Annotated in this window: 22 protein-coding genes; 12 read left to right on the forward strand and 10 right to left on the reverse strand. The window is 55.3% G+C overall.

The window, feature by feature from the left end:
- Positions 1-83 precede the first annotated feature (83 nt).
- The 3 genes from dprA (at position 84) to IPM58_10930 (ending at position 4,438) form a co-directional block, all read left to right on the forward strand.
- A complete protein-coding gene (gene dprA, locus IPM58_10920; protein ID MBK9307575.1) occupies positions 84-1,202 on the forward strand; it encodes a DNA-protecting protein DprA in 1,119 nt (372 codons plus the stop codon).
- A gap of 123 nt (positions 1,203-1,325) precedes the next feature.
- A complete protein-coding gene (gene topA, locus IPM58_10925; protein ID MBK9307576.1) occupies positions 1,326-3,665 on the forward strand; it encodes a type I DNA topoisomerase in 2,340 nt (779 codons plus the stop codon).
- Positions 3,666-3,814: 149 nt separating this feature from the next.
- Entirely contained in the window at positions 3,815-4,438 is a 624-nt protein-coding gene (locus IPM58_10930; GenBank protein MBK9307577.1) for an acyloxyacyl hydrolase, read from the forward strand.
- Positions 4,439-4,486: 48 nt separating this feature from the next.
- Here the strand turns inward: IPM58_10930 and IPM58_10935 are convergent, their stop codons facing one another.
- Positions 4,487-5,992: an aldehyde dehydrogenase family protein gene (locus IPM58_10935; GenBank protein ID MBK9307578.1), complete on the reverse strand. Its 1,506-nt coding sequence runs from the start codon at positions 5,990-5,992 to the stop codon at positions 4,487-4,489.
- Positions 5,993-6,207: 215 nt separating this feature from the next.
- On the opposite strand from IPM58_10935, the gene IPM58_10940 reads away from it, so the two are divergent.
- From IPM58_10940 to IPM58_10955, 4 genes are all read left to right on the forward strand, one after another.
- Entirely contained in the window at positions 6,208-7,473 is a 1,266-nt protein-coding gene (locus IPM58_10940; protein MBK9307579.1) for a TCR/Tet family MFS transporter, read from the forward strand.
- Positions 7,474-7,585: 112 nt separating this feature from the next.
- Positions 7,586-7,789: a hypothetical protein gene (locus IPM58_10945; protein MBK9307580.1), complete on the forward strand. Its 204-nt coding sequence runs from the start codon at positions 7,586-7,588 to the stop codon at positions 7,787-7,789.
- Positions 7,782-8,054 carry a hypothetical protein gene (locus IPM58_10950; GenBank protein ID MBK9307581.1) on the forward strand — a complete coding sequence of 91 codons (273 nt, stop codon included), beginning with the start codon at positions 7,782-7,784 and terminating at the stop codon, positions 8,052-8,054. Before IPM58_10945 ends, IPM58_10950 begins: the two co-directional genes overlap by 8 nt.
- A gap of 201 nt (positions 8,055-8,255) precedes the next feature.
- Positions 8,256-8,690, forward strand: coding sequence for a DUF393 domain-containing protein (locus IPM58_10955; GenBank protein ID MBK9307582.1), 435 nt, complete (start codon positions 8,256-8,258; stop codon positions 8,688-8,690).
- A gap of 1,402 nt (positions 8,691-10,092) precedes the next feature.
- Here IPM58_10955 and IPM58_10960 read toward each other — a convergent pair.
- From IPM58_10960 to IPM58_10970, 3 genes are all read right to left on the reverse strand, one after another.
- Positions 10,093-10,479 (reverse strand): hypothetical protein, encoded by a 387-nt coding sequence (locus IPM58_10960; protein MBK9307583.1) that lies wholly within the window; start codon positions 10,477-10,479, stop codon positions 10,093-10,095.
- Between the two features lie 37 nt (positions 10,480-10,516).
- Positions 10,517-10,831 carry a transposase gene (locus IPM58_10965; protein MBK9307584.1) on the reverse strand — a complete coding sequence of 105 codons (315 nt, stop codon included), beginning with the start codon at positions 10,829-10,831 and terminating at the stop codon, positions 10,517-10,519.
- A 283-nt stretch (positions 10,832-11,114) separates the two neighbouring features.
- Positions 11,115-12,173, reverse strand: coding sequence for a sel1 repeat family protein (locus IPM58_10970; GenBank protein MBK9307585.1), 1,059 nt, complete (start codon positions 12,171-12,173; stop codon positions 11,115-11,117).
- Positions 12,174-12,336: 163 nt separating this feature from the next.
- Between IPM58_10970 and IPM58_10975 the strand changes: the two genes are divergently transcribed.
- Both IPM58_10975 and IPM58_10980 read left to right on the forward strand, forming a co-directional pair.
- Entirely contained in the window at positions 12,337-12,486 is a 150-nt protein-coding gene (locus IPM58_10975) for a DUF393 domain-containing protein (protein ID MBK9307586.1), read from the forward strand.
- Between the two features lie 576 nt (positions 12,487-13,062).
- Positions 13,063-13,377: a transposase gene (locus IPM58_10980; GenBank protein MBK9307587.1), complete on the forward strand. Its 315-nt coding sequence runs from the start codon at positions 13,063-13,065 to the stop codon at positions 13,375-13,377.
- Positions 13,378-14,201: 824 nt separating this feature from the next.
- On the opposite strand, the gene IPM58_10985 is transcribed toward IPM58_10980, so the two are convergent.
- From IPM58_10985 to IPM58_10995, 3 genes are all read right to left on the reverse strand, one after another.
- Positions 14,202-14,594: a hypothetical protein gene (locus IPM58_10985; protein ID MBK9307588.1), complete on the reverse strand. Its 393-nt coding sequence runs from the start codon at positions 14,592-14,594 to the stop codon at positions 14,202-14,204.
- A 268-nt stretch (positions 14,595-14,862) separates the two neighbouring features.
- Positions 14,863-16,179 (reverse strand): nucleoside permease nupX, encoded by a 1,317-nt coding sequence (locus tag IPM58_10990; GenBank protein ID MBK9307589.1) that lies wholly within the window; start codon positions 16,177-16,179, stop codon positions 14,863-14,865.
- 294 nt (positions 16,180-16,473) lie between these two features.
- Positions 16,474-17,505 carry a GDP-mannose 4,6-dehydratase gene (locus IPM58_10995; GenBank protein MBK9307590.1) on the reverse strand — a complete coding sequence of 344 codons (1,032 nt, stop codon included), beginning with the start codon at positions 17,503-17,505 and terminating at the stop codon, positions 16,474-16,476.
- Positions 17,506-18,513: 1,008 nt separating this feature from the next.
- On the opposite strand from IPM58_10995, the gene IPM58_11000 reads away from it, so the two are divergent.
- Complete coding sequence (locus tag IPM58_11000) at positions 18,514-19,704, forward strand: dicarboxylate/amino acid:cation symporter (GenBank protein ID MBK9307591.1); 1,191 nt, start codon at positions 18,514-18,516, stop codon at positions 19,702-19,704.
- Positions 19,705-19,733: 29 nt separating this feature from the next.
- Here the strand turns inward: IPM58_11000 and IPM58_11005 are convergent, their stop codons facing one another.
- The 3 genes from IPM58_11005 to IPM58_11015 all read right to left on the reverse strand — a co-directional run bounded on the left by IPM58_11005 (position 19,734) and on the right by IPM58_11015 (position 22,468).
- Entirely contained in the window at positions 19,734-20,756 is a 1,023-nt protein-coding gene (locus IPM58_11005) for an ATP-grasp domain-containing protein (GenBank protein MBK9307592.1), read from the reverse strand.
- Positions 20,753-21,814 carry a putative zinc-binding metallopeptidase gene (locus IPM58_11010; GenBank protein ID MBK9307593.1) on the reverse strand — a complete coding sequence of 354 codons (1,062 nt, stop codon included), beginning with the start codon at positions 21,812-21,814 and terminating at the stop codon, positions 20,753-20,755. Before IPM58_11010 ends, IPM58_11005 begins: the two co-directional genes overlap by 4 nt.
- 153 nt (positions 21,815-21,967) lie before the next feature.
- Complete coding sequence (locus tag IPM58_11015) at positions 21,968-22,468, reverse strand: low molecular weight phosphatase family protein (protein MBK9307594.1); 501 nt, start codon at positions 22,466-22,468, stop codon at positions 21,968-21,970.
- A gap of 55 nt (positions 22,469-22,523) precedes the next feature.
- Here IPM58_11015 and ttcA point away from each other — a divergent pair, with 55 nt between their 5' ends.
- On the forward strand, positions 22,524-23,396 hold the full coding sequence (ttcA, locus tag IPM58_11020; protein MBK9307595.1) for a tRNA 2-thiocytidine(32) synthetase TtcA: 873 nt from the start codon (positions 22,524-22,526) through the stop codon (positions 23,394-23,396).
- 196 nt (positions 23,397-23,592) lie between these two features.
- Positions 23,593-26,727 carry a multidrug efflux RND transporter permease subunit gene (locus IPM58_11025; protein MBK9307596.1) on the forward strand — a complete coding sequence of 1,045 codons (3,135 nt, stop codon included), beginning with the start codon at positions 23,593-23,595 and terminating at the stop codon, positions 26,725-26,727.
- Positions 26,728-26,927: the final 200 nt, after the last annotated feature.

Below are 26,927 nucleotides of genomic sequence, written 5' to 3' on the forward strand. Positions count from 1 at the left end.
CCCACCGGGAGCCTAGTTGTTCGGATAGCCTCATCCGGCTGACGCGACTCCTCGATCAATCATTGTCCTTCGACGAGATCCAGATGGACGAAGCAGCATTGACGTCATGGCTCATGCTCCAGGCGATTGATGGAGTCGGAGATCGCACGCTTGTCAAACTGATTCAAGCGTGTGGCTCAACCGACGCCGCTCTCGCTGCAACCATGGAGGAATTGTTGCATGCCGGTTGTAGCCTGGAGTTGGCTGAATCCATACGGCGCGGTCCTGATACCAACATCCGGCAGCAGATTGATCGACAAGTGAACATCATCGAGCGACTCAAGGTCAGAACGCTCACCCTGTTCGATCCATCCTACCCGTCTCGGCTCAGGTCTATTCCTGATCCTCCGCCGCTGTTGTATATGAGCGGGGCCTTGATTCAGCAGGATGACATCGCTGTGGCCATTGTGGGCGGACGACGGGCGACCGATTCCGGCAGGTTTCTCACGGAGGAGATTGCCAAAGAGCTGTCGGAGCGTGGCGTCACGATCGTGAGTGGACTGGCGCGAGGGATCGACGCGGCTGCGCATCGAGGGGCAATAGCGGGAAAGGGGCGTACGGTTGCCGTGCTGGGGTGTGGGATCGACCGAACGTATCCTTCCGAACACCACGCGTTGCGCCGGAGCATTGAGTCGCATGGTGCCGTTATCTCAGAGTTGCCGATCGGGGCAGCTCCGCACAGTCATCACTTTCCACGAAGGAATCGGATCATCAGCGGACTGTCACTGGGTGTGTTGGTCGCGGAAGCCACCACCAACAGCGGGTCACTCATTACTGCTAAGCTGGCATTAGAGCAGGGGCGCGAGGTCTTTGCAGTGCCTGGATCCGTCAAAGAAGAGGCGTGCAGAGGATCGAATCATCTCATCAAAGAGGGTGCCACGTTGATTGAAGGGGCACAGGATATTCTTGAAGAGATTCTCCCTCAAGTCGATAGCCGTCAACGGGGGATGATGCGACTCCATGCCACGCCAGCTGAAGTGCAGCCACCGCTGAAACGAGACGACCTCTTGGTCTATGAAGCGCTCTCCTATGAAGCCCAATCGGTGGATACGGTGATCGAACGCACAGGGTTGAGCGCCGCGCACGTGTCGGCGATTCTCTTGTCGTTAGAGTTGAATGGGCGGATCCGTCAGCTGCCTGGTCAACACTACATTCGTCAGTAATCGGATGATGGACACTGTCTGGTTCCTCACATCCCGTAATCGTCACCGACTGCCATTCTAGTTGCAGGAATCCCGAAGATTTGGTACGGATGATAACATTCATCAGTCGTAGACGGAGTACTCATGGCAAAATCGTTGATCATCGTTGAGTCGCCGACGAAGGCAAGAACCATCACAAAATATCTGGGGCGTGGGTATACCGTGATGGCGTCGGTGGGACATATCAAGGATTTACCCACGAGCAAGTTAGGCGTCGACCTCGAAAACGATTTCGAACCCCAGTACGTCACGATCAAAGGGAAATCGAAGGTCCTCGCTGAGATCAAGAAGAAGGCGGAAGTAGCGGACAAGATATTCCTGGCGCCGGACCCCGATCGTGAAGGGGAAGCGATTGCCTGGCATCTCGAACAAGAACTGCTCGGAAAATCGAAGAAGAAAAAGAAGGACAGCAAGATCTTCCGAGTTTTGTTCAACGAGATTACGGAGTCTGCGATCAAGCGGGCGCTCCAATCGCCCGGTGAGATCGACATGAAGCTGGTCAATGCCCAGCAGGCCCGCCGCATCCTGGATCGCATCGTCGGTTATCAAGGGAGTCAGTTGCTCTGGAACAAGGTCCGTCGCGGACTCAGCATGGGACGTGTGCAGTCGGTGGCCATGCGGCTGATTTGTGAACGAGAAGCGGAACGGGAGGCATTCCGGGCTGAAGAGTACTGGTCGATTACGGCGCTCCTGGCTGGGACGAATCCACCGCCGTTTGACGCGAAGCTTCACAGTATCAACGGTGAAGAGGCGTCGATTGAAAACGGGGAGCAGGCCGGTCGAGTCGTCGCCGATATTCAGGGAAAGCCGTTTGTCGTGCAGTCGATTGAGCGGCGAGAGAAAAAGCGGAACCCCGTGGCTCCGTTCATCACCAGCCGCCTCCAGCAGGAAGCTGCCAGGAAACTGCATTTTTCGCCGAAGAAAACGATGACGCTCGCGCAACAGCTCTACGAAGGAATCGAAATCGGAGCCGAAGGGGCGACCGGTCTGATCACCTATATGAGAACCGACTCGCCTCGGATCTCAACCGAGGCGACGGCCGATGCGCGTGAGGTGATTCAGTCACGATTCGGTGCGAACTATCTCCCGGGCACCCCGAATGTCTACAAGACATCGAAAGCCGCGCAGGAGGCTCATGAGGCGATCCGACCGACTTCGGCGGCTCGCGATCCTGAATCGATCCGTCAATACCTGGATCACGATCAATACAATCTCTATAAGCTGATTTGGAATCGATTTATTGCTTCGCAGATGGTGCCGGCTGTTTTGGATGTCACGCGGATCGATTCAGCACCGGTTGGCACAAAAGAGCGCTATATTTTTCGCTCGACCGGGACCATCGTAAAGTTTCCTGGCCATACGATTGTATACATGGAAGGGGTCGATAAGGAATTGCCGTCGCAGAAACCGAAGGCCGACCAGGAAGCGGATGACGACGAGCGTCAGTTGCCGGCATTGTCTGAAGGCGAACAGTTACGCTTGATCGAGCAGGAGGGCCAGACGGTACCGGGGATGTTGTCCAAGCAACATTTCACGCAGCCGCCGCCTCGATATAACGAAGCGCTCTTGATCAAGGAGTTGGAGGAGAAAGGCATCGGGCGGCCGTCGACGTATGCCGCCATTATTTCAACGATCCAGGACCGTAAGTACGTCGAAAAGACCGAAGGACGGTTGGTGCCGACTGAAACAGGAAAAACCGTCAACGATTTCTTAATGAAGGGATTCCCCGAACTCATCAATGTGGATTTCACCTCCCAGCTGGAAGAGCAACTGGACGAAGTCGAAGAGGGCAACAAGCAGTGGGTCACGGCGGTGCGTGATTTCTACACGCCGTTCACCAGAGAAATGGAACGGGCGAAGACGATCCCAGGCCCCAAAGATACCGTTGAACCGCCGACCGACATTCCATGTGAGAAATGCGGTCGGATGATGGAGATCAAATGGGGACGGAACGGAAAATTCCTCGCTTGCCCAGCCTACAAAGATGATCCTCCTTGCAAGAACACACAAAACTTCGAACGGCTGCCGGACGGCACGATCAAAATCGTTCCCAAAGAAGACATTACCACCGATCAGGTCTGTGACAAGTGTGGGAGTCCAATGGTGGTGAAGACCGGCCGTTTCGGGAAGTTCATTGCCTGTAGTGCGTATCCCCAATGCAAGACGACGAAAGCGTTGGCGTTGGGTGTCAAATGTCCACAGCCGGACTGCGGGGGTGATCTTGTTCAGAAGCGGACCAAGAAGGGCCGCTCCTTCTTCGCATGCAGCAACTATCCCAAGTGCGAGTATGCATTATGGGACCGCCCTGTTCCAAAGGCCTGTCCAACTTGCCAGGCACCGTTCCTTGTCGAAAAGGTCAGCAAACAAGACGGCCGGAGCGTCCAGTGCCGCAATCAGGATTGCGGGTACCGAGAAGCGGGGTGATGAGCCCAGACCCCTCCCCATCTGTTGAGCCCCCCACAGGCTCTTCAGTCAGTACCAAGGTCCCACCTGTGACACGGTCATGCTTCAACAACCACGCACGTGTATACTGCCGCCATGCATTGGCATCGTGATAAACTCTTCAGCACGTCATGGTGACTGCACGGCCCGTCAAGAACATGAGACGGGTGTGCACCGTCATCTTTCTCTGTACTGGGGTGACAGGGCTGTCACACGCCTTGGCGGAAGAACCGTCGGTAATATGGAGTGGAAGACAGACAGTCGGCTTGGCAGTTGGAGGGATGTTGCCACTGCGATTGATGGAGGGGCAATCATCCAATCTCAACGGTGTGGCGGTGCATCCCTCGTGGCAAACGGTATTGACCGAACCGATCGGCAATAGCTGGTGGACCGGTTCGGTAGGACTGGGAGTTGAAGGAGTACTCTTAGGGATTGCAGAGCCGACCAGCGCATATGGCGTCGGATTCACACCGAAACTGATCTATACGGTTACCTCATTCGGTCGGCTGAAGCCTTATATCGAAGGTGGTGGCGGCCCACTCTGGACGAATTTCGACGGACGCATCCCCGAACAAGGATCAGATTTCAATTTTTTGGTCTGGGCTGGTGCAGGCGCAACCTATGACCTCACAGCACAATGGTCGCTGAACGCCGGAGTCCGCTTCAGCCACATTTCCAACGCCGGAACAGACAGCCCAAACGGGGGGCTTAACTATCTGTTTCCATTTGCTGGACTTTCCGCAAAGCTCTTCTGATGCAAGGCCGCAGGTGCCCCAGTAACCCATCGGTTTTTGTCGACAAATTCACAGACGCACGGTAACGGCCTTGACCTCGGTGTAGAGTTCCAGCGCATCGTGGCCCATCTCGCGACCCCAGCCCGATTGTTTATACCCGCCGAATGGGAGTGCGGCGTCAAAGATGTTGTAGCAGTTGATCCAGACTGACCCGGCGCGTAGTTGGGCTGCAATGCGGTGGGCCTTGCCGATATCGCGGGTCCAGACCGCAGCGGCCAGGCCATAGATGGAATCATTCGCGGCCGGAAGCACCTCATCGAGGTCCGTGAAAGGTATCGCGCAGACCACCGGTCCGAAGATTTCCTCCTGCATGACCTTCATCTTCTGAGTGGTGTCGACCAGGACGGTCGGTTCCACAAAGTATCCTTTGCTGCCGAATTTCTTTCCACCCACCACGGCCTTCGCGCCTTCCGAAAACCCGGACTCCAGATAGTTGAGCACTCGACGTTGCTGCTCATCTGATACGAGAGGCCCCATCTGTGTATCGAGACCCATACCAGGTCCCACTTTGATTTTCATTGCATCCTCGGCCACCCCCGCCACCACCTTGTCGAAAATCCCCTTTTCCACGAAGAGGCGGGAGCCCGCACAGCAACACTGCCCTTGGTTGAAAAAAATCGCACTGGATACACCGGGGATGCTCGCTTGAACATCGGCATCTTTGCAGACAATATTGGGCGACTTCCCTCCGAGCTCAAGCGACACCTTTTTCAAGTTTCCGGCAGCTGCCCCAAGAATCAGCTTTCCGACCTCAGTGGAACCGGTAAAGGCGACCTTGTCGACATCAGGATGTGCTGCCAATGCTGCACCGGCGGTTTCTCCGTAGCCGGGGACGATGTTAACTACTCCATCGGGGAAGCCCGCTTCGCAGATGAGCTCGCCAAGTCGCAATGCCGAGAGCGGTGTCTGCTCGGCTGGTTTCAATATGACAGTGCAGCCTGCTGCCAGAGCCGGGCCCAGTTTCCAGGCCCCCATGAGGAGTGGAAAGTTCCATGGGATGATTTGTGCCACGACGCCGACCGGCTCCCGCAGCGTGTAGGCAAGGTATTGGGCGCCGGGCGTATAGGGTACGGAGATGGGGATGGTATTCCCTTCAATTTTAGTGGCCCATCCAGCCATGTAGCGGAAAAGATCGATGGCCAGCGGGACGTCTGCCGCCCGGGCCACCCCGACCGGCTTCCCATTATCGAGCGATTCCAGTTGAGCAAATTCTTCCACATGAGTTTCGAGCAAGTCAGCGAGCTTCCAGATGAGCCGTCCTCGTTCTGAGGCCGTGAGCTTGCGCCATGGACCATCCTCGAACGCCTTGCGCGCAGCGGAGACTGCTCGGTCTACGTCCGGCTTCGTGCCCTCGGCTACATGAGCGAGCACCTCGCCGGTCGCAGGATTGTACGTCGGGAACGTCTTGCCCGAAGCGGCGTCGACCCATCGGCCGCCGATCAACATCTTGCGGGGCGCGCCCACGAAGGTTCTCACTTGCTCATGTATTGGAGTTTCAATCGATGAGGTCGTCATGGGATCTCTCCTTGGTGAGAATTCATGGAGCCATCCATTCGGATTCGAAGAAGAAGAAACAACAGGATCTCATCATATATGAATAGACGATGGCAAGAGGAGGCATCATGATCCATCGGTTCCATTATGTTTTCAGCCTGTCATGAATGAGTCCAGTCTCGTCATTCACTCGGTGAAACGCGGTGTGCGGTAAAGTCTGATAGGATGTCCTGGCGATGAGCTATCCGCCAGCTGTGCCTGCACCCCGTCGAGCCGCGGTGCTCTTTATTCTCATCACTGTCCTGCTCGATATGGTGTCGTTCGGCATCATCATCCCGGTCTTGCCGAAACTGGTGGAGGAATTCTACTCCGGCGATACGGCACAGGCAGCGGTCCTCTATGGGTTGATGGGGACGGCCTGGGCCTTCATGCAGTTCTTCTGCTCGCCGATCCAGGGAGGCCTGTCCGATCGATTTGGCCGTCGGCCGGTCGTGCTACTGTCTAATCTGGGCTTGGGTCTCGACTACATCGTCATGGCGCTCGCGCCGAACGTCGCATGGCTCGTTGTCGGTCGTGTCATCTCTGGGATGGCCTCATCCAGCTTCAGCACTGCCGGCGCCTACATCGCCGATGTCACGCCGCCGGAGCAGCGTGCGGCGGCATTCGGCAAGATCGGCATGGTCTTCGGGCTCGGCTTCATCTTCGGTCCGGCCTTGGGTGGCTGGCTCGGCGCGATCGATCCTCGATTGCCGTTCTGGGGCGCGGCGGCACTCAGCCTTCTGAACACCACTTATGGATTCTTCGTGCTTCCCGAATCTCTGGCGCCGGACAAACGAACCCCCTTCGCCTGGAGGCGGGCCAACCCGGTGGGCTCACTCGTACTGCTGCGCTCCCACCATGAACTCCTCGGTCTCGCGTCCGTCACGTTCTTCGGGTATCTCGCCCATGCCGTGCTTCCGAGCGTCTCGGTGCTGTATATGGGCTATCGCTACGGATGGGGACCGGCCAGCGTGGGGATGATGATGGCAGGCGTTGGCGTGGCCGCGATGATCGTGCAAGGGGGATTGATCGGTCCGATCACCAATCGGCTCGGCGAACGGAAGACAGTGCTGATCGGCCTGCTCTGCGGATCGGTTGGATTTTTCATCTATGGTATTGCGCCGGAAGGCTGGATTTTCTGCCTCGGCATTCCCGTGATGGCCTTTTGGGGACTGGTCGGCCCCGCGAATCAATCGCTCATGACACGCCGCGTCAGCAGTGCAGAGCAGGGTCAGCTGCAAGGTGCCATCGCCAGCATCAATGGCGTGACCGGCCTCATCGGACCGACCCTCTTCACACAGACCTTCGCCTTCTTCATCCGGCCCAATTCCTCTCTCAATCTTCAGCCCTCACCCCTCGGCATTTCTCTGGATCTTCCCGGCGCCCCGTTTATCCTCGCCTCACTTATGCTCTTCAGCGCTGTCATAATCGTCTGGCGTACGACGAAGGCAGGTGGACCTTAGAGGAAACGGTAATTGTTATTCTTGTAAAGGTGGGTTGGCTGCCATCGGCGGACACATCCACTTCATTGACAGCATACTGTTATTGGCGGTACGGTTGTAGTCATAGGAAGCTATGGGGCGTAACAAAAAGTTACGAATCCGCCTCGAAAGTCTGAGAGGGAGGATTACGGATCATCGGATCAAGATTGCCCTTGAGCTACAGGGTGTGCATCCTGATCGGAGGCTTATCAAGCACTGGGAAGTTGAGATCAGAGCATGGGACCAAACCGTTGCAAATCTCGAGCGACGGTTGAAAAAGGGGAAACGCCATGATTAAGAAAACGAGGTCAGCTGCGTTCACCGAGAAGCAGTCTTTCCTGACGCCTTCGAGCTCGTTGCTAAACAATCATTTCGATGAAATCATGGAGACATCGGAGGAGATCCTGGGTCTTGTAGCACTCCTGAAAACCTTGTCGCCTACCGATTCAAAGCGTGATGAGTACGAAGGCCGACTCTACGGGGCGCTTACCCATCTCGATCACCATGTGAAACCCGCTATTAAGGAGTGGGATCGTGTGGTGGATCGGATGCCGGAAGATTGAGAGATCTTCGGACAGAACCCCGTCCGCCAGGCCGTTCCTAACGACGTGGCCACCTCATCAGACCGATTCCTCACTCAGCCCTCAGCACTTGGGTCGAGTTTCCCTGTACACCGTTCAATTGCGTATCTACTATTGATGAGAGTGGTATAGTTTCGTATTCAATACCTGTCAGCGGCCATGAGGTCCTACGCGAGGCGGTTGATGAATGACCAGCTTGATCCCTCCGTGCATGAATGGACCAAGTATGAACGGCTGATTCTCTTCGACGGGGTCTGCAACTGGTGCAATGCCTGGGTAAGTTTTGCGATTGCCCATGATCCAGCCGGGCAGTTCAAGTTCGGGACACTCCAGTCCGAACCGGCGCAACGCATCCTCCGTGATCTCAGCTTATCCACGACTGACTATCAGACCTTCCTCTTGTTGGAAGGGGGCCATGTCTCTATCAAGTCCACTGCGGTGTTAAAGGTGATCCGACAGCTCTCCCGATGGTGGCCCCTGTATTACGTCTGTGTGTTGGTGCCGGCTCCTCTCCGCGATGTGGTTTATGATTTTGTGGCACGTCACCGGTATCAATGGATGGGCCGAACGGCTACTTGTCGAGTCCCGACTCAAGAGGAACGTGACCGATTTCTTTGATCGTCAAGGCCCGTTAGGCACTGACTCACTAGCGGGGCGCGGGGGGCTGGGGGTTCGGGGCGAAGCCATGAGGGGTGTAGCCGCTTCGAGCCGGGCCTGGGAGATCTCCGGCACGAGCGACCTGTGCTGGACGGTGGAACGACCTCCACCAATGATTCTCAATCGCGGAAGAACTGCGACGCGCACGCCGAGTGGGAAGACCGTCTAGCGGAATGGCGAAACAGTTGATCGCTATCCGCCTTTCGCCCAAGCTCTTGAGTCAGTTAAGAAAACTGCCCGGAACCCCTACCAAACGCTCATTCACGAATTATCTGGAACAAAGACAGCAAGATTTGTTATGCGCTCATCGACATGCGGACCGGTTTGGTGCGACGGTTCGTCTAATCATCAAGGTTCGCCTGCGGCCTGAATGGCTTTCACATAAGTCGGCACTCTTGCCTGACATCAATATTAGCCAGTTGGTCCTATACAAAAACAGATGTGACCCAAAATGACTCGAATGGTAGGCTGGTCATCGGGAGGAATTGATTATGGCAGAACTTGTGGCCTCCCCAGGTTGTCAGTATGTTGATGCGGCATGTGACAGATTACCAATTGGTAAAGGCGGGGGGACGGACAGGAAGTCGGGGCCCGGATTTCGTGAGGCAACATCATTGCACACCACCGTTCACTTTACTTGTTAAACTTTTTATTGTCGCAGTATCCCCACCGGACGCCTACATTGCCCGGATTTTGATGAGCGGCTGCGCTGACCATTTATGCTAAACTGGCGGACTCCGAAAGATTGCCAGGAGCAGCTTTCCCACACCCCTGGTCAAGGAATACAGGAGACACCTCTGATGTGTTAAACCAAAAAAAAGGTTTTAGAAAAATTAGATCTTGGTGATACGGCCGCTGAAAATGAGATCGCGGGCTTGCGAAATTATTTCGTTCCCACCGGTCAGTTCACGCAAGCAAAACAAGGTCATGCCAGACTGTGAGGCGTAAAGGGCGGAAACAGAGGTCAGGAAGCGCTAGGAGGCGTTCGAGAGTAGTTCTCGATCTAAAGCCAGAGGGGCACCAGTTTACGAAGCTACGAGAGGCAGTGCTTTCACAGCTGTCGCCTGGCCTTCAAGAGCACACAATGACAGGATTCTGGAACTACATACTCCTTACAGAATTGGCCCACAAGATACTTTCTACTGAGGAGGTGGGCAAGCAATGATCCGGAAAGGCAGCGCGGTTCAGGCTTGAGTGATCGAGGGATTTGTCTCCGGTGTGGGCGCCAAAAAAAGAAGGCTTTTTGCCCGATACCGCCTAGCGCCCAGCGCCTGCTCGACAAACTCCGTCGCTCATCGACAATCTGGACAAAGGATGGCCTGTTCATGGAACAACTCCCGCAGATATCATGATCGTTCGGGCGCTACTTGAAGCAACCGATCTGCAGGGACAGGACGTGATGTCGGGTCACCCAGGTCTCGTTCGGTCGTGTGGCGGCAACCTGGTCCGCGCCAATACGTTGTCCGCGACCGGCCGCGCATGCGTACGAATCCGTGGTCGTCGTGAACCGGCGGACCTGGGTACAGCGCCAGCCCAGTTTCTTCCGCAGTCGCTTGATGCGGCCGATCCCAGCGGAACCCGTCGGCATGCAATTCGGCTTGAAGCCGTTCCGGGCCGTACGTCTGACGGGTGCGCACATGGGCGGCGGATCGCCACTTCCAGCCGCGCATTCTCCTGATCGCGTTTCGACGGCCGCCGTATACTGCCAGGCATTATAGTAGCGCTTCGAGACACCTCCAGCACCCGGCACAACAGACTCAGCGGATAGTGGGCACGCAGCGTCCTCATCAGCGCGTACCGGGCAGCTGCGCCCTTCGCAAAGTACGCGGTGGCTTTTTTAAGATGTCGCGCTCCATCCGTGCTTCCGCAAGATCACGTTTGAGCCGGGACAGCTCTGCTTCTAGCTCCGTCACGGGCCGTCGGCTCGCGCCCACTGTCGCAAGCTGGCCGTGCCGAGCTCCGCCCACCCAGTTCTTGAGCGTTTTGCCCGACATGCTCAGGCGCCTGGCTGCCTCCGGAATCGTCACCTGCTGTTCCAGGACTAGCCGCACGGCCTGCTCTCGGAACTCCTTCGTATACTGCTGCCGCGGTATCTGTTCCATCTCACACCTCCAGACCTCTGATTGTAGGTTGAAGGCGTCCACTTTTTCGAGCCTAGCTCACTTTGGCTGGAGTTGGCTGAAATGGAGTGGGATGAGGTGGGCTTGAGCACAAAATGAGCCAGTTGTGATGCTTCTTGATTCACTCCACTGATCAGTGAGGCAAGGTTCGTTGCAGCGCAGGGTTGGGCAGTATTGTCATACTCCGTCTCCGTTATCCGACCAATTACAGCATGCTCGATGAGGCCGAGCCTTGGGTAGTAAGGGGAGTGGTAGCAGGGTGATGTTAAAAACCTTTCGCATAATAGCCTGGGACGGGGGCGTTGCTTCCTTGTGCAGCTTCCAGGAGGTTCTTATACGAAGTGGTGAAGATAGTCGCCCAGTGGTTGTTTGCTAGGTTGTGTCGGATCGTTGCTGTCTTGTCGTAGTTCGAGCTAAGGGCCGACAGCTTCTTCCCGGCCTCATCGGTCCAGAGTTGTGGCTTCCATAACTCAAGACCGTATCTCTGAAGAAGAATTCCAACAGTCGCTGCGCGTAAACGTTCTTTGTTGGGCGGCAGGTCTTTGCTCGCGACGGCCCCGGCAGAGCATTGGAGTAAGGAGCCGAGTTGTTGTGCTGCAAGCGAAGGACTATGTGTGGTGATGGCCGTGTCTCCGCAAACAGGATCAATTGAAACGTTGGTAAAGAGGCTCAATGCTGCCTGCGTGTCGCCGTCCAACACATGGGGCAAGAGCTGTCGCCATGTATCAACCGAAATGACGTACGGCATGTCCGAGTCTTTGAGAACCTGACCGTCGCGTTCATGAAGATCCAGTAGGGTTTGTGCGGCAGGAAGACCAGCCTTGGCAGCGGCGCGAACCCAACGCAACCCTTCTTCCCTGTCCTCAGGCACACCCTCACCTTTCATGTGCATCGATCCTACGCGCATCATTCCTGTCGCAATCCCTCGAGTGGCCGCTTCATGAAACCACAAAAACGCCTGGCTAAATTTGCCTTGCTTGTAGTGGTAGACGCCAACATTGTACATAGATTCCGAATCACCAGCCTGAACCGCCTTGGTCCACCATTTGACGGCCTCCTCCCAATCTTCAGACACTCCGAGACCATTGCTGTACAAAGCACCCAAGTCGCTCATCGCTTTGCGGTGTCCAAGTTCGGCGGCTTTCTTCCACATGTGAGCAGCCTCTTCATATCGACCAGTATTGGCGAGCAACACCGCGTCGCGGTAGATTGCCTCCGGATCCTTCTTTGAACTGGCTGAGCAGCCGGGAATAACCAGAACACCAATGACAACGATTGAGCAAAGCCAGCCAGTGAATATTCTCACAGGGAACATGCTAGCCATACACTGAATCTCCCTAACGCGAGTGTGAGAGGTGGTGCCACGCGCCGTGCCCTGCATGCTGTCGTGAGGCCTGCAAGGGCTCGCCGGATTCATCGAACAGCGTTCCTAATAGCACGAAGCTCAGCAACTTGAGAAGCCCGAGGGAAACGAATAGAACGCGTGTTTGGGATCAGACACAACTATAGACTTATTGGTGCCAGCTCCTCTCCGAGATGTGATCTATGATTTCGTCGCCCGTCACCGGTATCGGTGGATGGGCCGAGCGGCCACCTGTCGCGTTCCGACTCCGGCAGAACGTGAGCGATTTGTGTGATCGTGACTAGAAGCCTGCTGAGGTAGCGGAAGTGTCATGTCGTGTAGTCTGTGGTGCTGTTGTGCACAAGACAAAACATGACCTCAATTAGTGAACACGGACGATGGTCAGAATGAATGAGATTCTCGGCATGTGGAACGGAGCGAAAATAGGGAGGGGAAACTGGCCGATTGCCCCATGTGTGTTCTTTAGCGTCAGCTCTGAAGTCTATATGAACAATACATGATCTGACCTTAATTTGTTTTTGCAGGTGCTCTTAGCTACTTCAGCCCCAACTTTTATTGGAATATCCCGAGATGCTCGGAGAGCACCACCCACACCATCGCTCAACTCTTTATCTTCCAAGTGTAAAAACAAGCAATTTGACTCTCGTAACTCCTCGCTTGATTCAATGACTTAAGAGCGATCGGAAATGGATAAAATCGCAAGGCAATTCGTATTCGCTGGGGCTATCCCAGCTCCATATGGTTGGCTTACGCAGTTCATTCGCCACATCCCCGCACATCGGTTGAGAGCTGTCAGCTGCCACTCTGACCTTACCCCGATTTCACAGACACCTGTATAAGGAGGAGTTTGATGAAATTGGAGGGCAGCATGAGCACCAAGACGAGACGGCAGTATACGGAAGAGTTTAAGACAGAAGCAGTGCGGTTGGTCCGAGACTCGGCACGACCGGTTGCGCAAGTAGCCAGAGACCTGGGCATTGCCGACCATCTGCTCTACCGCTGGCGGGTGGAGCAGCAGCAGGCGGAGGAGCGTGGAAAGACGCGGCAGGACCTCCGAGCTGAAGAGGCCGAACTGGTCCGACTGCGGCGCGAGAATGCTGTCCTAAAGCAGGAGCGAGATTTTTTAAAACGTGCGGCGGCGTTCTTCGCGAAGGAGTCCCGATGAGATATCGGGTGATCCAGGAACACGACCGTCGCTATCCCATCCGGATTGATTCGAGCCCCCATAAAGTTGCAGGTAACCGAGTCGGCTTTTACGGGACGACATTCTACATAAAAGGACTCGTTCCCGCTCTGACTGTATACTCTAAAATGGGAAGGGAGTTGGTCCTGCTCAGCTTCTCTTTGTGTGCCAGCGAAACACCAAGGCGGCATCATCCATAAGATGAACAAGTATGTCACGACTTCGAGAGCCAGAGAGTCTTTTCTCCGGTGAGCAACCAGGATGCCCCAGGAGATCATGGTAACAACCACCTTTTCCTGCTTTTAGGGTGACAAGCTGCCCGGGATGCCATGGGCCATGTTTAGTTTACACCACTTTGAGCAAACGGCTATGATTGTGCCAGGTTATTGACATTGTTTCCTCACTGGAACTTCTTGACCTATTAACGCTACCGGCCAAAGTGGTCGCTTATCTTCGGCTATTCGGAGGAACTTGTGAATTCAAGGCTGAAGTACAACACCGGCGGCCCGAGTGAAGACTTCTTCCGGTGTCAGATAGACGAGGCATTTGCGGGGTCTATTATTCAATTCCTTGACGACCCGTGCAAGATGTTGCGCCGTGATCGTCGAGAGGTCTGAGCCGTAAGTGGGGTCGGATCTTGTATTGTGCATGCCGAGAGCGAGATCTGACGGCTGAAGAAGAATGGGTTGGGAATCAGTTATGAAAAGCCGATTGCGCAACCTGTTGAGATGAAGTAGTCATCGCCACACCTTTCTTTGGTTCAACATCCTGGCCGAATGCATGATGAGCGCACGTGTCGGTTTCTGTTACTGATCTTCCGCCGCTCCTTGCCACAGCATGTCGTACCCCAGCTCCTTGGTCTCGGAACACATAGTCGCCAGTTTTGCGAACTTCTTGTTGAAGGGGTCGTCCGCATGGGAGCGTTCGTGTGCATCAAGCGAGCGCCAATAGGTGACGATCACATAGTGGTTGTCGGTAGTTCTGGATGCCGAGAAGGAACCCTCGTTCGAGACGAAGCCAGAGAACTTGAACACTTGTCCGGCGATGAAACCACCTTTCTCTCCGCCATAGGTTCCCTTGACCACGGCGCAGAGTTCTCCAACGGCCATCTCCACGTCCTCAAAGGTGATGCCGGGCTTGAGTGTGACGGTATTGAACAGCATTTTGGCTCCAAATGGAATGGTGATGGGTCCGAAGATGGATGCCCTCCTGGGTTACCCGTCCTGTTACCGCTCTCGATTTGTTGGGCAAACCCTCTGTTGATAGACGCGCGACAGCATGGCTCGACGAGTTTTCTAGATGGTCTATTGTTTATCGGGCCGCGTCAACTAAAAGAGTTTCCGCCCTCTGTACGACTCTGTGGTGGGTGGGAGGGCTATTGAGCTAACGAGGTCAAGGAGATCGGGTTCGGCACGGCTACAACCCTGTCCAAGAAATCGTGAGCGGTACAGCGGTGAGTGCCGTTTGCTACGTAGCTGCAAGGACTCCGGCAATGCAACCGGTCAGCAACGTGGCCAAAAAGGCGGTCCACAAGGCACGCAGGCCCAAGAGCGAGATGTCTTTTGCCCGATGCGGCACCAAAGCGGAAATGCCGCCGACGAAGATGCCCATGCTCGCCACATGCACGAATCCGCAGAGAGCATAGGTCATGGCCGTGAGGGATCGGGGAGAGAGCGGCGGCGCAGACGCGGTTTGCACGGCGGCCAATTTGAAATAGGCCGCAACTTCCGTCTCGATAAACCGCGACCCCAGCAAGTTCGCGCCGATCTGCCACTCCTCGGGACGAAGACCGAGGAGCACGGCGAATGGCCAGGTGAGCCAAGCGAGGATCCGTGTGACGGAGAGAGGGGTGCCCCCGATCGCCGGAATCTGTGCCAGCGCCAAGTCGACCAGCGCTTCTAATCCAAGAAACACGATCAAGAGGGCGGCGATGCCGACCGCCATTTTCATTCCCTGCCCCGCCCCATCAATCAAGGCGACAATGAAGTTGGAGGGCGGCGGGTTCGCGTCACTGTCGGAAGAAGGCGCTGAGGTTCGGCCGGTAGGATCAGAGGGCACGCCGCCCAGCGTGGCGGGCTGTCCATCTTCGGGAAATGCAAGTTTGCTGATGAGCACTGCACAAGGAATCGAAATGATTGACGCGGAAATCAAATGTCCGGCGATCTGAGGCACCGTATGTTGTAGCGCCGACACGTAGATGCCCATGACGGTGCTCGCTACGGTCGCCATCATGCACGTCAGCACCAACAGCAGTTCCGACTGCGTCATGGCTGCGAGGTAGGGACGGACGATCAAGCCTGCCTCAATCCCGACGAAGATATTCGCGGCGCCGGAGAGCGACTCAGCTCCCGATAAGCCCATGGTCCGGTAAAAGAGCCGGGCAAACAAGCCCACGATCGCTTGCATGGCGCCCACGTAGTAGAGACCCGACATCAAGGCGGCAAAGAATACGACTGCCGGCAGTGCTTGCGCCGCCAAGATAAACCCGATCGAGACCGTCCCATCCGGCAAGGTCTGGCCGGGGCCAAGTGCGAGGGGCCCAAGAAGAAACACGGTGCCTTTTTGCGAAGCGGTGAGCACGGCGACCGCGATCTCGTTGATCATGCTCCAGAGCCAGTGGGAGCCCGGAAACCAAAAGGACAGGACACCGAGTCCCCAGGCCAACGCCGCGCTGCCTCCAATGGTCCTCCAGTTCAGCCGACTGCGACTCCCGGTCACCCACGCCAACCAGGTAATTGTGACGAAACCGGCACCGGCCAGCAGGCGATATGGCCATTCCTCCACGAGCAGGTCCTCCTTCCGATAAAAACCCGCGGAGGCTACGCTGAGAGCCGACTGCCGTCAAGCGATAAAAGAGGTCCTCGATTGCGAGTGGGGGGATCTTATTTGGTGGTGGAACCAAAGAGGTCTGACCCGTATCGAGAAAAGGTGCGAATCTGTTGGCCACAGACGGTGTCATTAGTTTGGCGAGGGTGCGAGGGCAGGAGCCGACCCTACTACATGAGAGGCTGGACGAATCTCGCCTTCACCAGTAAAGGACCAGGCAAGTATAGGTTCAGAATGTTTGTACTTCAGGCACTACGCGGTCGTTCTTCTGAGCCAATCATAGGGTTCCCCGGCTGGCTGAGAAAAGTACTCGCGATACCAGCTCACGGTACGCTCAAGACCGGTCATGAAATTGTATGAAGGCTGCCAGTCCAGGTCTTGTACGGCCTTTTCGCACGAGAGACTCATGTCCCGTATTTCCACGCTGCTATTCTCATTCGTGGCAACATCAGCCGGCACGCCGAGCAAACGACAGATCTGTTTCACAATATCGAGAACTTCAATCTGCTTTCCGTAGGAGAAGTTGAACGCTTCTCCGTAGAGGGCCTCGTTTTCCGAAAGCTGCTGGGCCAACAGGAGCTGCGCGTCGACGGCATCCTCTATATACAAAAAATCGCGCGTAAACCTGCCGTTGGACCGGAGAGTCGGAGATTCACCCTGCATAATGCTCTGGACCACTCCAGGAATGAGACGCGTAAAATTGAAATCGTAGGCACCAAAAAAATTCCCGCAGCGTGTGACGGCCACAGGACACTTGAACACCTTTCCATAGCATTGAGCGGTCTGATCCTGGGAGGCCTTAGCGACTTCGTATGGGTGCAGCGGCTGGAGCGAAAAACTCTCCAGGTACGGTGTCGGCTGGCGGCCGTACACCTTGTCGGTCGAGCTAATGACGGATATGCAGTTCGGATGGTTATTCTTGAGAAAATCTAGTATCTGCCATGTGCTGATCGCCGAGGACCGAAAGCATTCCAATGGTTCCTCCAAAACACGATGCACATCAGCGCCATACGCAGTATGGAAAAATACCTCGATTGGGTGCTGGTCAAATATCCTTTCAATCAAGTCTTGGTCCGCGACATCACCCTGATAGACAGAGACAGATGCAGAGTCGTTGAACGATTCCAAGAAGAACTGGGAGTGTGGCTTGGAGGAACGGACAAGAGCGACGACATGTGCGTCGTATTCGAGGAGTCGGCGTATCAACCAGCCTCCAAGGAAACCGGTCGCACCGGTCACAAATACGGTTTTCCCGGAACAGAAGGGGAAGGTGCTATTCATCATGTGAGCCTTTCAGAATCACGTAGGGGGACATAATGCCATCGCTGCAAAATAATCGTTGCAAGAAGCTGCAAGGTAGAGGATTTAGGATACGTGCCAGAACCTACCTCAATATGGAAATTGGACGACGTGAACAGACCCAGATGTGTGACGCCAAGAGATCGACATGGGCCTGTTTGGCGACGCATGTTGGATGTAACATCCGCGCACGTCATTGGGAACTGGGGATATCCCTAGTTCCCAGAGGTGGAAGTCAGTGGGACTAAACATCTGGTAGGATTAGAACATCCTCTGTACCTAAATAACATTGACTGAATAGATGAAAGAAACCAACAAGTTATGATGTACTGACAGGGTTGTCTTCTCTTTCAGGTGCAGGCTTCCTGAGATAATTGTGGTAACTGCTTTCAGTCAAAATCATGAATATGAGCATACTATTATATAGTTATGTGTATTGACCCATAGGGTATGGTTTTGAGAACACCAGGTGTATGGTTTTAAAGACAGTCGATGGTGTGACCGTGCAAAATAACCGCTCGCGAAACTCTAACAGGCGATCGGAGAACCTCGAATTCGGGCGTCCCCTTTGAGATGGGCACACTGGTCCACTGATGTTATCGAGTCATCCATTAGTACCGTTGCGAGCGGGGGTAGGTCCGCCCATTAACGGGCTAGTTCTCTGCGCGTCTACGTGTGAACGATAAATCGGCTGCTGCTTTCTCTGCACTGCGGGAGGACGGCGCAACTATGGTGATCAAGCCAGGAGAAAATGCGGTCATCGCCTCCGGTGCATCATGGAACGTGAGTGCAACTTCCTGAGGGCCGCATTTCGTCTCACTAGAATTGTTCGCTGGCCCTGAATCAGATCTGATACCATCGCCAACCGCGTAGTCAGTGCAATCGGTCTGCATTTGGTCCTGCAGAGGCAAGGAACGAATGGAGTAACAGTCGGTGGATGCGTATGCCTCCGGGAGATCAGCAGTCGCCGAGCCAAACAGGGGCTTGATCATCATGTGGCAAAGCATCCCACTCTATGCTCGCATCGTCATCGCCTTGATTTTCGGTGTCATCGCGGGGCTGGTGCTGGGCAGCGATGCCGCTGTCCTGGCGGTGCCGGGGAAGCTGGTGCTGCGTCTCTTAGGCGCGCTCGCACCGGCGCTGATCCTCGCGGCGATTGTGCACACCTTCATGACAACGAATGTTGGCGGGCCACTGGCCAGGTGGCTGCCGTGGTTATTGTTTCTGAACACGTTGGTTGCGATCACTGTTGGGCTGACCGTCGCCAACATGATTCAGCCAGGACAAGAGGCTGGCATCGCGCCGCCAGCAGTGCACGAAGAAGCCGCGCATACCGCTAATCCACTCGCCCTCTTTCTTGAGAATGTGCCGAAGAGTCTTCTGGGACCGCTCGGGGACGATGGGAAGGTCATCGGCGTGATCTTCATTGCCGTGGCGTTTGGCATGGCTCTCCGCAAAGAACGAGAACGGCCGCTTGGAACAGTCGGACATCTTGTCGAACTCTTTCTGGAATCATTGATTAAGATTTTGCACTGGATTATCGTGCTTGTGCCGTTTGCCGTGTTTGGCATCGTCGCCCATATCGTGGGGACGGAGGGGTTCGCTCAATTCAAAGCGCTTGGGATCTTTGTTCTGTGTGTGTTGCTCGCGCTCACGATCCAGGCTGGCTATTACCTACTCCGCATTCGCTTTGGTTCTTGGGTCCGGCCGATTGAACTGCTTCGTGGGGGACGCGATGCGTTGGTCATGGCCTTTTCCACGGCCAGCTCGACGGCGACGATGCCGGTGACCTACGCGGCGCTGAAAGATCGGGTGGGCCTGCATGAGCAGTCCGCCAGTATGGGGGCGCTGGTCGGGGCGAATTTCAACAACGACGGCACCGCCCTCTACGAAGCCATGGCAGCGCTGTTCATCGCGCAGATGATTGGGATGGATCTCACTGTTCAGCAGCAGCTCATGGTTGTGGTCACCAGCATCGTTGCCTCGGTCGGGGCGGCCGGCATTCCTGAAGCCGGTCTTGTCACGATGACCATGGTCTTTACTGCCGTCGGCCTACCGGTCGAATACATCCCTGTCCTGTTGACGGTGGATTGGTTTCTCGATCGCTGTCGCACCGCGATCAACGTGATGGGGGATATGAATGTCAGTTGTCTACTTGACGGGAAGTACAAGGAAGAGGCGTAGTAGGTGTAAGTGAGCGGTCCGCCCCAAAGCTACGCAGCTTTAGCGGGGCGCCAGCGAAGCCCGACATTCAGGAGTTCCTGCAGCAGATCTTTGTATTGATAGCCGACCTTCTTGGCCGAATCCGCGAAATCTTCATCTTCCGCGATCTGCGGGTTGGGGTTTGCTTCGAGGATGTACAGCCGCCCTTCAGCATCCATGCGCATGTCGATACGGGCATACCCGCTTAAGCCGAGCGCTCGATAGAGGCGTTTCGCCAGGCCCTGGATTTCCTGAGTCTTGCTTTCTGCTAAATCGTCAGCTTCTTTGGAGATGATCCCATACTTGATCTGATACTTCCGGCTCCATTTGACCCGTTCGGTGGCAATGCGCTTCGCGTCATCAGGCAGCTTGTCCATGATGAGTTCCCAGACCGGCAGCACTTGCAGTTGGCCGTTCCCGATGATTCCCACGTAGAATTCGCGCCCCTCGATGTATTGTTCGATCAGCGCCCCACTCCCTATGCTGCTGTGGACGAAGGCGACTCGTTCGGCAAGTTTCTCGTCGTCCGTGACGATCGAGGCTTGGGAAATCCCCAGCGAGGCCTCTTCACTCACCGATTTCACGATCAAGGGGAAGGTCAGCGATTTTGGACGCTTCACCATGCGGCCGTGAGGTACTTCGATGAATTCCGGGTAGGGAATCTTGTGGAAGGCCAGCACTTTCTTCGTCAGCACTTTGTCGCGAGCCAGCATGAGCCCGCGTGGATTCGAGCCGGTGTAGGGCAGGTGCAGGAGTTCGAGGTACGACACGACATGCTGATCATAAACAGCCACGCCATCGAATTCTTCGAGGAGGTTGAACGCGATGTCCGGTTTCCATTGATCAATCGCTGATTGGATCACGCTGAGATCGCTCTTGACCCCGAGCGGGTACACCTCGTGACCGAGCTTCCTGAGAGTCGAGACCACATCGTACTCGGTCCGCCATGCGACGGTTTTCACGTCATGGCCGGTCACGTCCTCTGGTGGCACTAGATCTTCATGCATGAGGACCAGCACGCACAGTCGTTTCATAAGGCCACCCGATGTCGTCCGCTCCGCAAGAAGTTCATCGTGTGAACAGTCAGGAGGATAGTGAAATCGAGTTTGGCCTGCTCCTCGGTGACGGGTACCCTCAAATCCAATTCCCGGCATCGTCGGATCATATCTTCCAACACCTGGTCGATGGTGTATTGGTACTCGCCGGTCCAACTCGCGACCTTGCGGCGCACCTCCCGGCGAAAGCGATTAAGAAAGCCGGCAGCGCTCGGTTTGGTTGCGTGACTCGGTAGGGCGGAAAACAGTCGTTTGAGATCCGGGTCATACTGCAACTGCCGGTCGATGCCGTAATGCCTTCGTTTGCGGTCATAATGTTCGCTCAGGGTCTTCTTGAGACTTGAGAGGGAATCGACCTCTTCTTGAGTCGTGACGCAGGGTGCGACCCCTCGGAGTTCTTTCATCACCCCGTCGACATACTTGAGCTTCTTGAGCACGGGCCAGCCTCGATAGCGTTCTTCCCAGAGCGAATCGGGGGTCAACCAGACGGCAAAAGTTTCGGCGAAGTCCTCGTCCGGGTGGCTCTGCGCATACCACAAATCCAAATGGCGAACGAAGCTTCTGCTATAGGGACGGGGGGAGTAATATCTCGGGTATCGTTGGGACGACTTGCCGAAGATCTCTTGACGGGTTTTGCGGCGACGAAGCTTGTAGGCGTTTTCGATGGCATGCCCCGTTTCATGGCGGAGGATGCGCAAACACCATTCTCTCGTGCCCCCTTCGACCTCCAACATTTGCGCCAGCTCGAGTTTCGCAAGCCGGGGATGGGCGAGATAGAAGGGAATGGCCATGCCGGGTACGCCGTCGGGCGTGAACCATTCGTTGGACAGCCAAAAATATGGACGAAACAGTAACTCCCGCTGTTCAAGTTCACGGGCCAACTCAGCGATGGGTTGTTCGAGGAATCCCCCTGTCAGCCCTACGTGGAGATCGCACATAGGAAGATCCAATAAGGCCTCATCCGACCAGGATGCCCAATGTGGTTCATTCTGGCCTACGATCGGTGTTTTGAGCACGTCGGCATCCGCACGATCCATGATCAGCCCGTCCTCCATCCAGATCGACTACCCATAGAAAATATAGCAGGTGCGAGGATTCCGGTTGTGACGGTTGGGTCAGGGCGGAGCGAGGAGAAGAGATGTAGTCGAAAAGGTCGCCAGCGTCCTAATGGACTGACGGTAGGTGGCCCATCATGTCTTGCCTTTGGAGAAGTCAGGAAGTCGCACCATCAATTCAGGCACGGCCTCCCAAATGTGGTCGATGACAGACTCAATATAGGCCCGCGCCTCGACGATATCGCGTTCCCAGTCAGGGAGAGCCTCATGCAGGTCCAGAATCGGGGTTTCCTCCCCGAACGACACTTCGTTGAAGAGCGGAACCTTCAAACCGAACCGTTTTTGAATAAACTCACGATGTCCCAAGCCCATCGCAATGATGATGTCGTGCTGTTTGACCAGTTGCTTGGTCAAGAGGCGTGGGGTATGTGAGGAAGGGTCGACCCCTTTTTTAATGAGTCGGTTCGAAATCACCGGGTGGATCGTCCCAGGCTTAGCGTCAATCCCGGCTGATCCCACCCGATAGGTCGAGTGTGCACCGAGTTGCGCGCGCAGGGCATATTCCGCCGCCACGCTCCGGAAGATATTACCCGTACAGACAAAGAGAATCGATTGGCTCGCGGATCGGTCGGTCATTTTTCTCCAAACTAGCATGTCGACAGCCTTCTAACGGACCAGCTACAATCCTGACATGATTGTCCCTATCCGACCAGCATCTCCGCTTAAGTTAGATGAAGCTGCAGAGAAGATGCAAACACGCCTCTGCCGGCTGGTTGGCCAGGCTATTGCCGACTATCGCCTGATCGAAGACGGAGACAAGGTGATGGTCTGCCTTTCGGGTGGGAAGGACAGTTATGGGTTGTTAGATATCTTGCTGGTTTTGCAACGCCGGGCCCCTGTTCGTTTTGACTTGGTCGCCGTCAATCTCGATCAACGTCAGCCAGGCTTCCCAGAGCAGGTGCTTCCTAACTACCTGACAAGCCGGGGGGTACCCTTCCATATCGAAGCACGGGATACCTATTCGATCGTGAAGCGGTTGATTCCTGAGGGGCAGACGACCTGCTCGCTCTGCTCAAGACTACGGCGGGGGCATCTCTATCGCATCGCCACGGAGCTCGGTGCCACCAAGATCGCGTTGGGCCATCACCGCGACGATATCGTCGAAACGTTATTCCTCAATCTGTTTTTTACCGGCAAGCTGAAAGCCATTCCGCCCAAGCTGCGCTCAAAGGATGGACGCCACATCGTCATTCGCCCGTTAGCATCGGTTAAAGAAAGCGATCTGGCACGATACGCTGAGCTGCGGGGGTTCCCCATTATTCCGTGCGATCTTTGCGGGTCTCAAGAGGATTTGAAGCGTAACAAAGTGAAGGCGTTTCTCCGGCAATGGGAACGAGAGTCCCCAGGTTGTGGCGACAGCATTGCGGCGGCGTTGACCAACGTAGCGCCATCGCTCTTGATGGATCAACGGCTCTTTGATTTTACCTCACTGCAATCGGTGGGAGGCTCTCAGGACGACGGCGACGTCTGGCTGGATCACGAACCACATTCTCATGCACGCTAAGGCTCCTTCACTGCTGAGTCATGTCGATCTCTCCACAGCGCCTGAATAAAACCTTGCAAATCTAGCTCCTGTAGAGACGCGATTGATGAAGAATTCTTCATGGGCTTTTCGTGCATGCTTCACATTTGGAGCGTAATCATCCTGGAATAGAATCGATCTGTTTGGGTAAAGCCCGCATCTAGAACGGAGATTGTTCGTGAAGCTAGACGTATTTATCGACCGTCCAATTCTTGCGTCAGTGGTATCTGTGGTGATTGTCGTCATGGGTCTTCTGGCGCTCCAGTTCCTCCCGGTCGCCCAGTTCCCTGAAATCAACCCACCTGTCGTGCAGATTGAAGCCGATTATCCCGGTGCTAGTGCGGAAGTTGCAGCTGAATCGGTTGCCAGACCGATTGAGGTGATGCTCCCTGGCATCGACAATCTGCTCTATTTTGAGTCGACCAGTAGTAATGATGGACATGTGAGCATGACGTTGACGTTCGAGGTCGGCACCAATCCGGATATTGCTCAGGTGCAAACGCAGAATCGCGTCAAACTCGCTGAGCCTCAGCTGCCAACGGAAGTGATCCGGCAAGGCGTGTCTGTGAAGAAAGCCACTCGGAACCTCCTCGCAGTCTTTGTCCTGAAATCCACAGATCCCCAGCACGACGCCGTGTTTCTTTCGAATTATGCCACCCGTCGAGTAGTCGATGATCTCAAACGGGTGAAGGGTGTTGGTGATGCGTGGGTCTTTGGACAGTCGAACTACAGCATGCGGATCATCCTCAATCCATTGCTTATGAGGAAACTAGGCCTCGTGCCGAGCGACATCGCAGCGATCATTCGAGAACAGAATCGCGACTACCCAGCAGGAACGATCGGGAGAGAGCCAGCTCCGAAGGGGACCGAGCTGACAATTCCGATTATTGCGAAGGGTCGACTGACGGACGTGAGGGATTTCGAGGCATTGATCGTGCGTGCGCTTCCAGATGGTTCGCTGGTCCGCCTGAAGGATGTGGCCCGGGTCGAAGTCGGGGCTCAGTCGTATGCTCTGGAAGCCCGTTGGAACAGCAAGCCAACCACGTTCATCCTGGTGTTTTTGTCGCCCGGTGCCAACGCGCTCGAGATGATACGCGGTGCACGAGCCAAGATGGACGAATTGGCTCAAGCGTTTCCGACTGGTGTGACCTACGATGTCCCTTACGATACCACTCAGTTCATCGAGGTCTCGATCAGAGAGGTGGTGAAAACCTTGGCTGAGGCTATGGTCTTGGTCGTGCTGGTCGTCTATCTCTTCCTTGAAAGCTGGCGCGCAACCCTCATTCCCATGGTTGCCGTACCGGTCTCCTTGATCGGGACCTTTATTGGACTCTATGCGCTCGGCTTCTCCATCAACACGATTACCTTGTTTGGGATGGTGTTGGCGATTGGTATCGTGGTCGACGATGCGATCGTAGTCGTGGAAAACGTCGAGCGGCACATGCGCGAAAATCGATTGTTGGCGAAAGATGCGGCCAAACGGGCGATGAGTGAAGTAATGGCTCCTATCATCGCCATTGTGTTGGTGCTGGTCTCTGTCTTTGCCCCAGTGGGATTTGTCGGTGGGATTACCGGAGCCCTGTATAAGCAGTTTGCCGCCACGATCGCCATTTCGGTCACCGTTTCCGGATTTGTGGCCTTGACCCTCAGCCCCGCCCTCTGCGCTGCGGTGCTCAGGCCGCATGCTGGTGAACGGGGAGGGTTCTGGTTGTTGTTTAACCGGCTGTTCGGACGAACGCAGACTGGTTACACAAATGCGGTGGCGGCGTTATTGACCAGACCTGTACGGGTGATGGCGGTGTTCGGTGTGCTCATTGCCGTTTCCATTAGCCTGTTCCAGACATTGCCGAAGAGTTTCGTGCCGGAAGATGACCAGGGGTATTTTATCGTCGTGGCCCAGCTGCCGGACGGTGCTTCGAAGCAACGGACCGATGCGGTACTTGAGAAAATAGAACGGGTATTTCAATCAAATCCAGTGGTGAATTCAACGGATGCCCTCTCCGGCCAAAACTTTGTGTTCGGGACCAGAGGCCCGAACTCTGCGACGATGTTTGTGCCGCTGATTCCCTGGGATGAGCGACCAGAACCGCAGAACCATGCGAAAGCGATGGTCGGTGCGGCCTATAGCGCGTTTGAGCAGATTCCTGAAGCGCTTCTCTTAGCCTTCAATGCTCCGGCGATTGAAGGTGTCGGGGCGGCAGGCGGCTTCTCCGCACAGTTGCAAGATCCCACAGGAGAGGATTTCAAACAGTTTGCCGAAGCGGCTCAGCAGTTTGTTGAACGGGCGCAAAAAGAACCGGCCATCGGCCGGGTGGGAACGAATTTCCGTGTGTCTTCCCCGCGGGTCTATACCCATGTGAATCGCGAACGTGCGAAATCCTTAGGGATACCGATCTCGGAAATCTTCGATACCTTACAGGCCTACTTCGGCAATTTTTACATCAACGATTTCATCAAATTTGGGCGGGTCTATCACGTGCAGACGGAAGCGGAAGCGGAGTATCGGGCGACGCCTCAAGACTTTTCGAAGATCTACGTGCGGGCTCCGAGCGCTCATGGAGCGAACATGATTCCGCTCGATACGGTGGTGACGGCAGAGTATCAGAGCGGACCGGATCCGGTGAAACACTTCAATGGATACAATACCGCCCTTGTGCTGGGTGCCGTCGCGCCGGGATACAGCTCCGGTCAAGCACTCGAAGCGCTGGATCGTGTGGCCAAAGAAGTGTTGGTTCCACGAGGGTATGGGATCGATTGGAGCGGCCTTTCGTTTCAGGAACGACGGGTTGGAGGTCAGTCCAACCTCGTCTTCGTCGTCGGTCTTCTGATGGTGTTCCTGGTATTGGCGGCACAGTTCGAGAGTTGGGTCGTCCCATTCGCAGTTATTCTGGCCGTCCCGTTTGGGATTTTTGGCGCACTTAGCGCCGTGTGGGTACGTGGCTTCGAGAACGACATTTACTTTCAGATCGGATTGGTGACGTTGATCGGGCTGACGGCGAAGAACGCGATCCTGATCGTCGAATTTGCTAATACCCGATACGAGGAAGGACGTCCCCTGATCGAGGCCGCACTCGAAGCGGCTCGATTGCGTTTTCGACCGATTATCATGACATCGATGGCCTTTATTCTCGGCATGGTGCCATTGGTTGTGGCCAGAGGAGCCGGAGCGGCAAGCCGTCAGTCAATCGGGACCGGTGTCATGGGTGGCATGGTGGCCGCGACATTTCTGGCGATCTTTTTTGTTCCTCTGTTCTATGTGGTGCTACGAAAAATGGTACGGCGTAAGCAGTCATCGAGAGCAAACTTGGGCTGAACGCTGACATGATGGGTCCTCTCATTGGGAATGAATTATGAAGATTTCTTCATGAACTTCTAATGCCTTCTTCATCTTTAGGGGGGTATGCTTTGTAGTAGGCCTAGTGGAAGGGGGTGAGCGTCGATGACCAAGAACTTTATCGCCATCTCCGTGCGGAGCATTCTAAACGGATTGTCATGCGGGATGCGATCGAAGGA

The sequence above is a fragment of the Nitrospira sp. genome (assembly GCA_016715825.1).
Classification (GTDB): Bacteria; Nitrospirota; Nitrospiria; order Nitrospirales; family Nitrospiraceae; genus Nitrospira_D.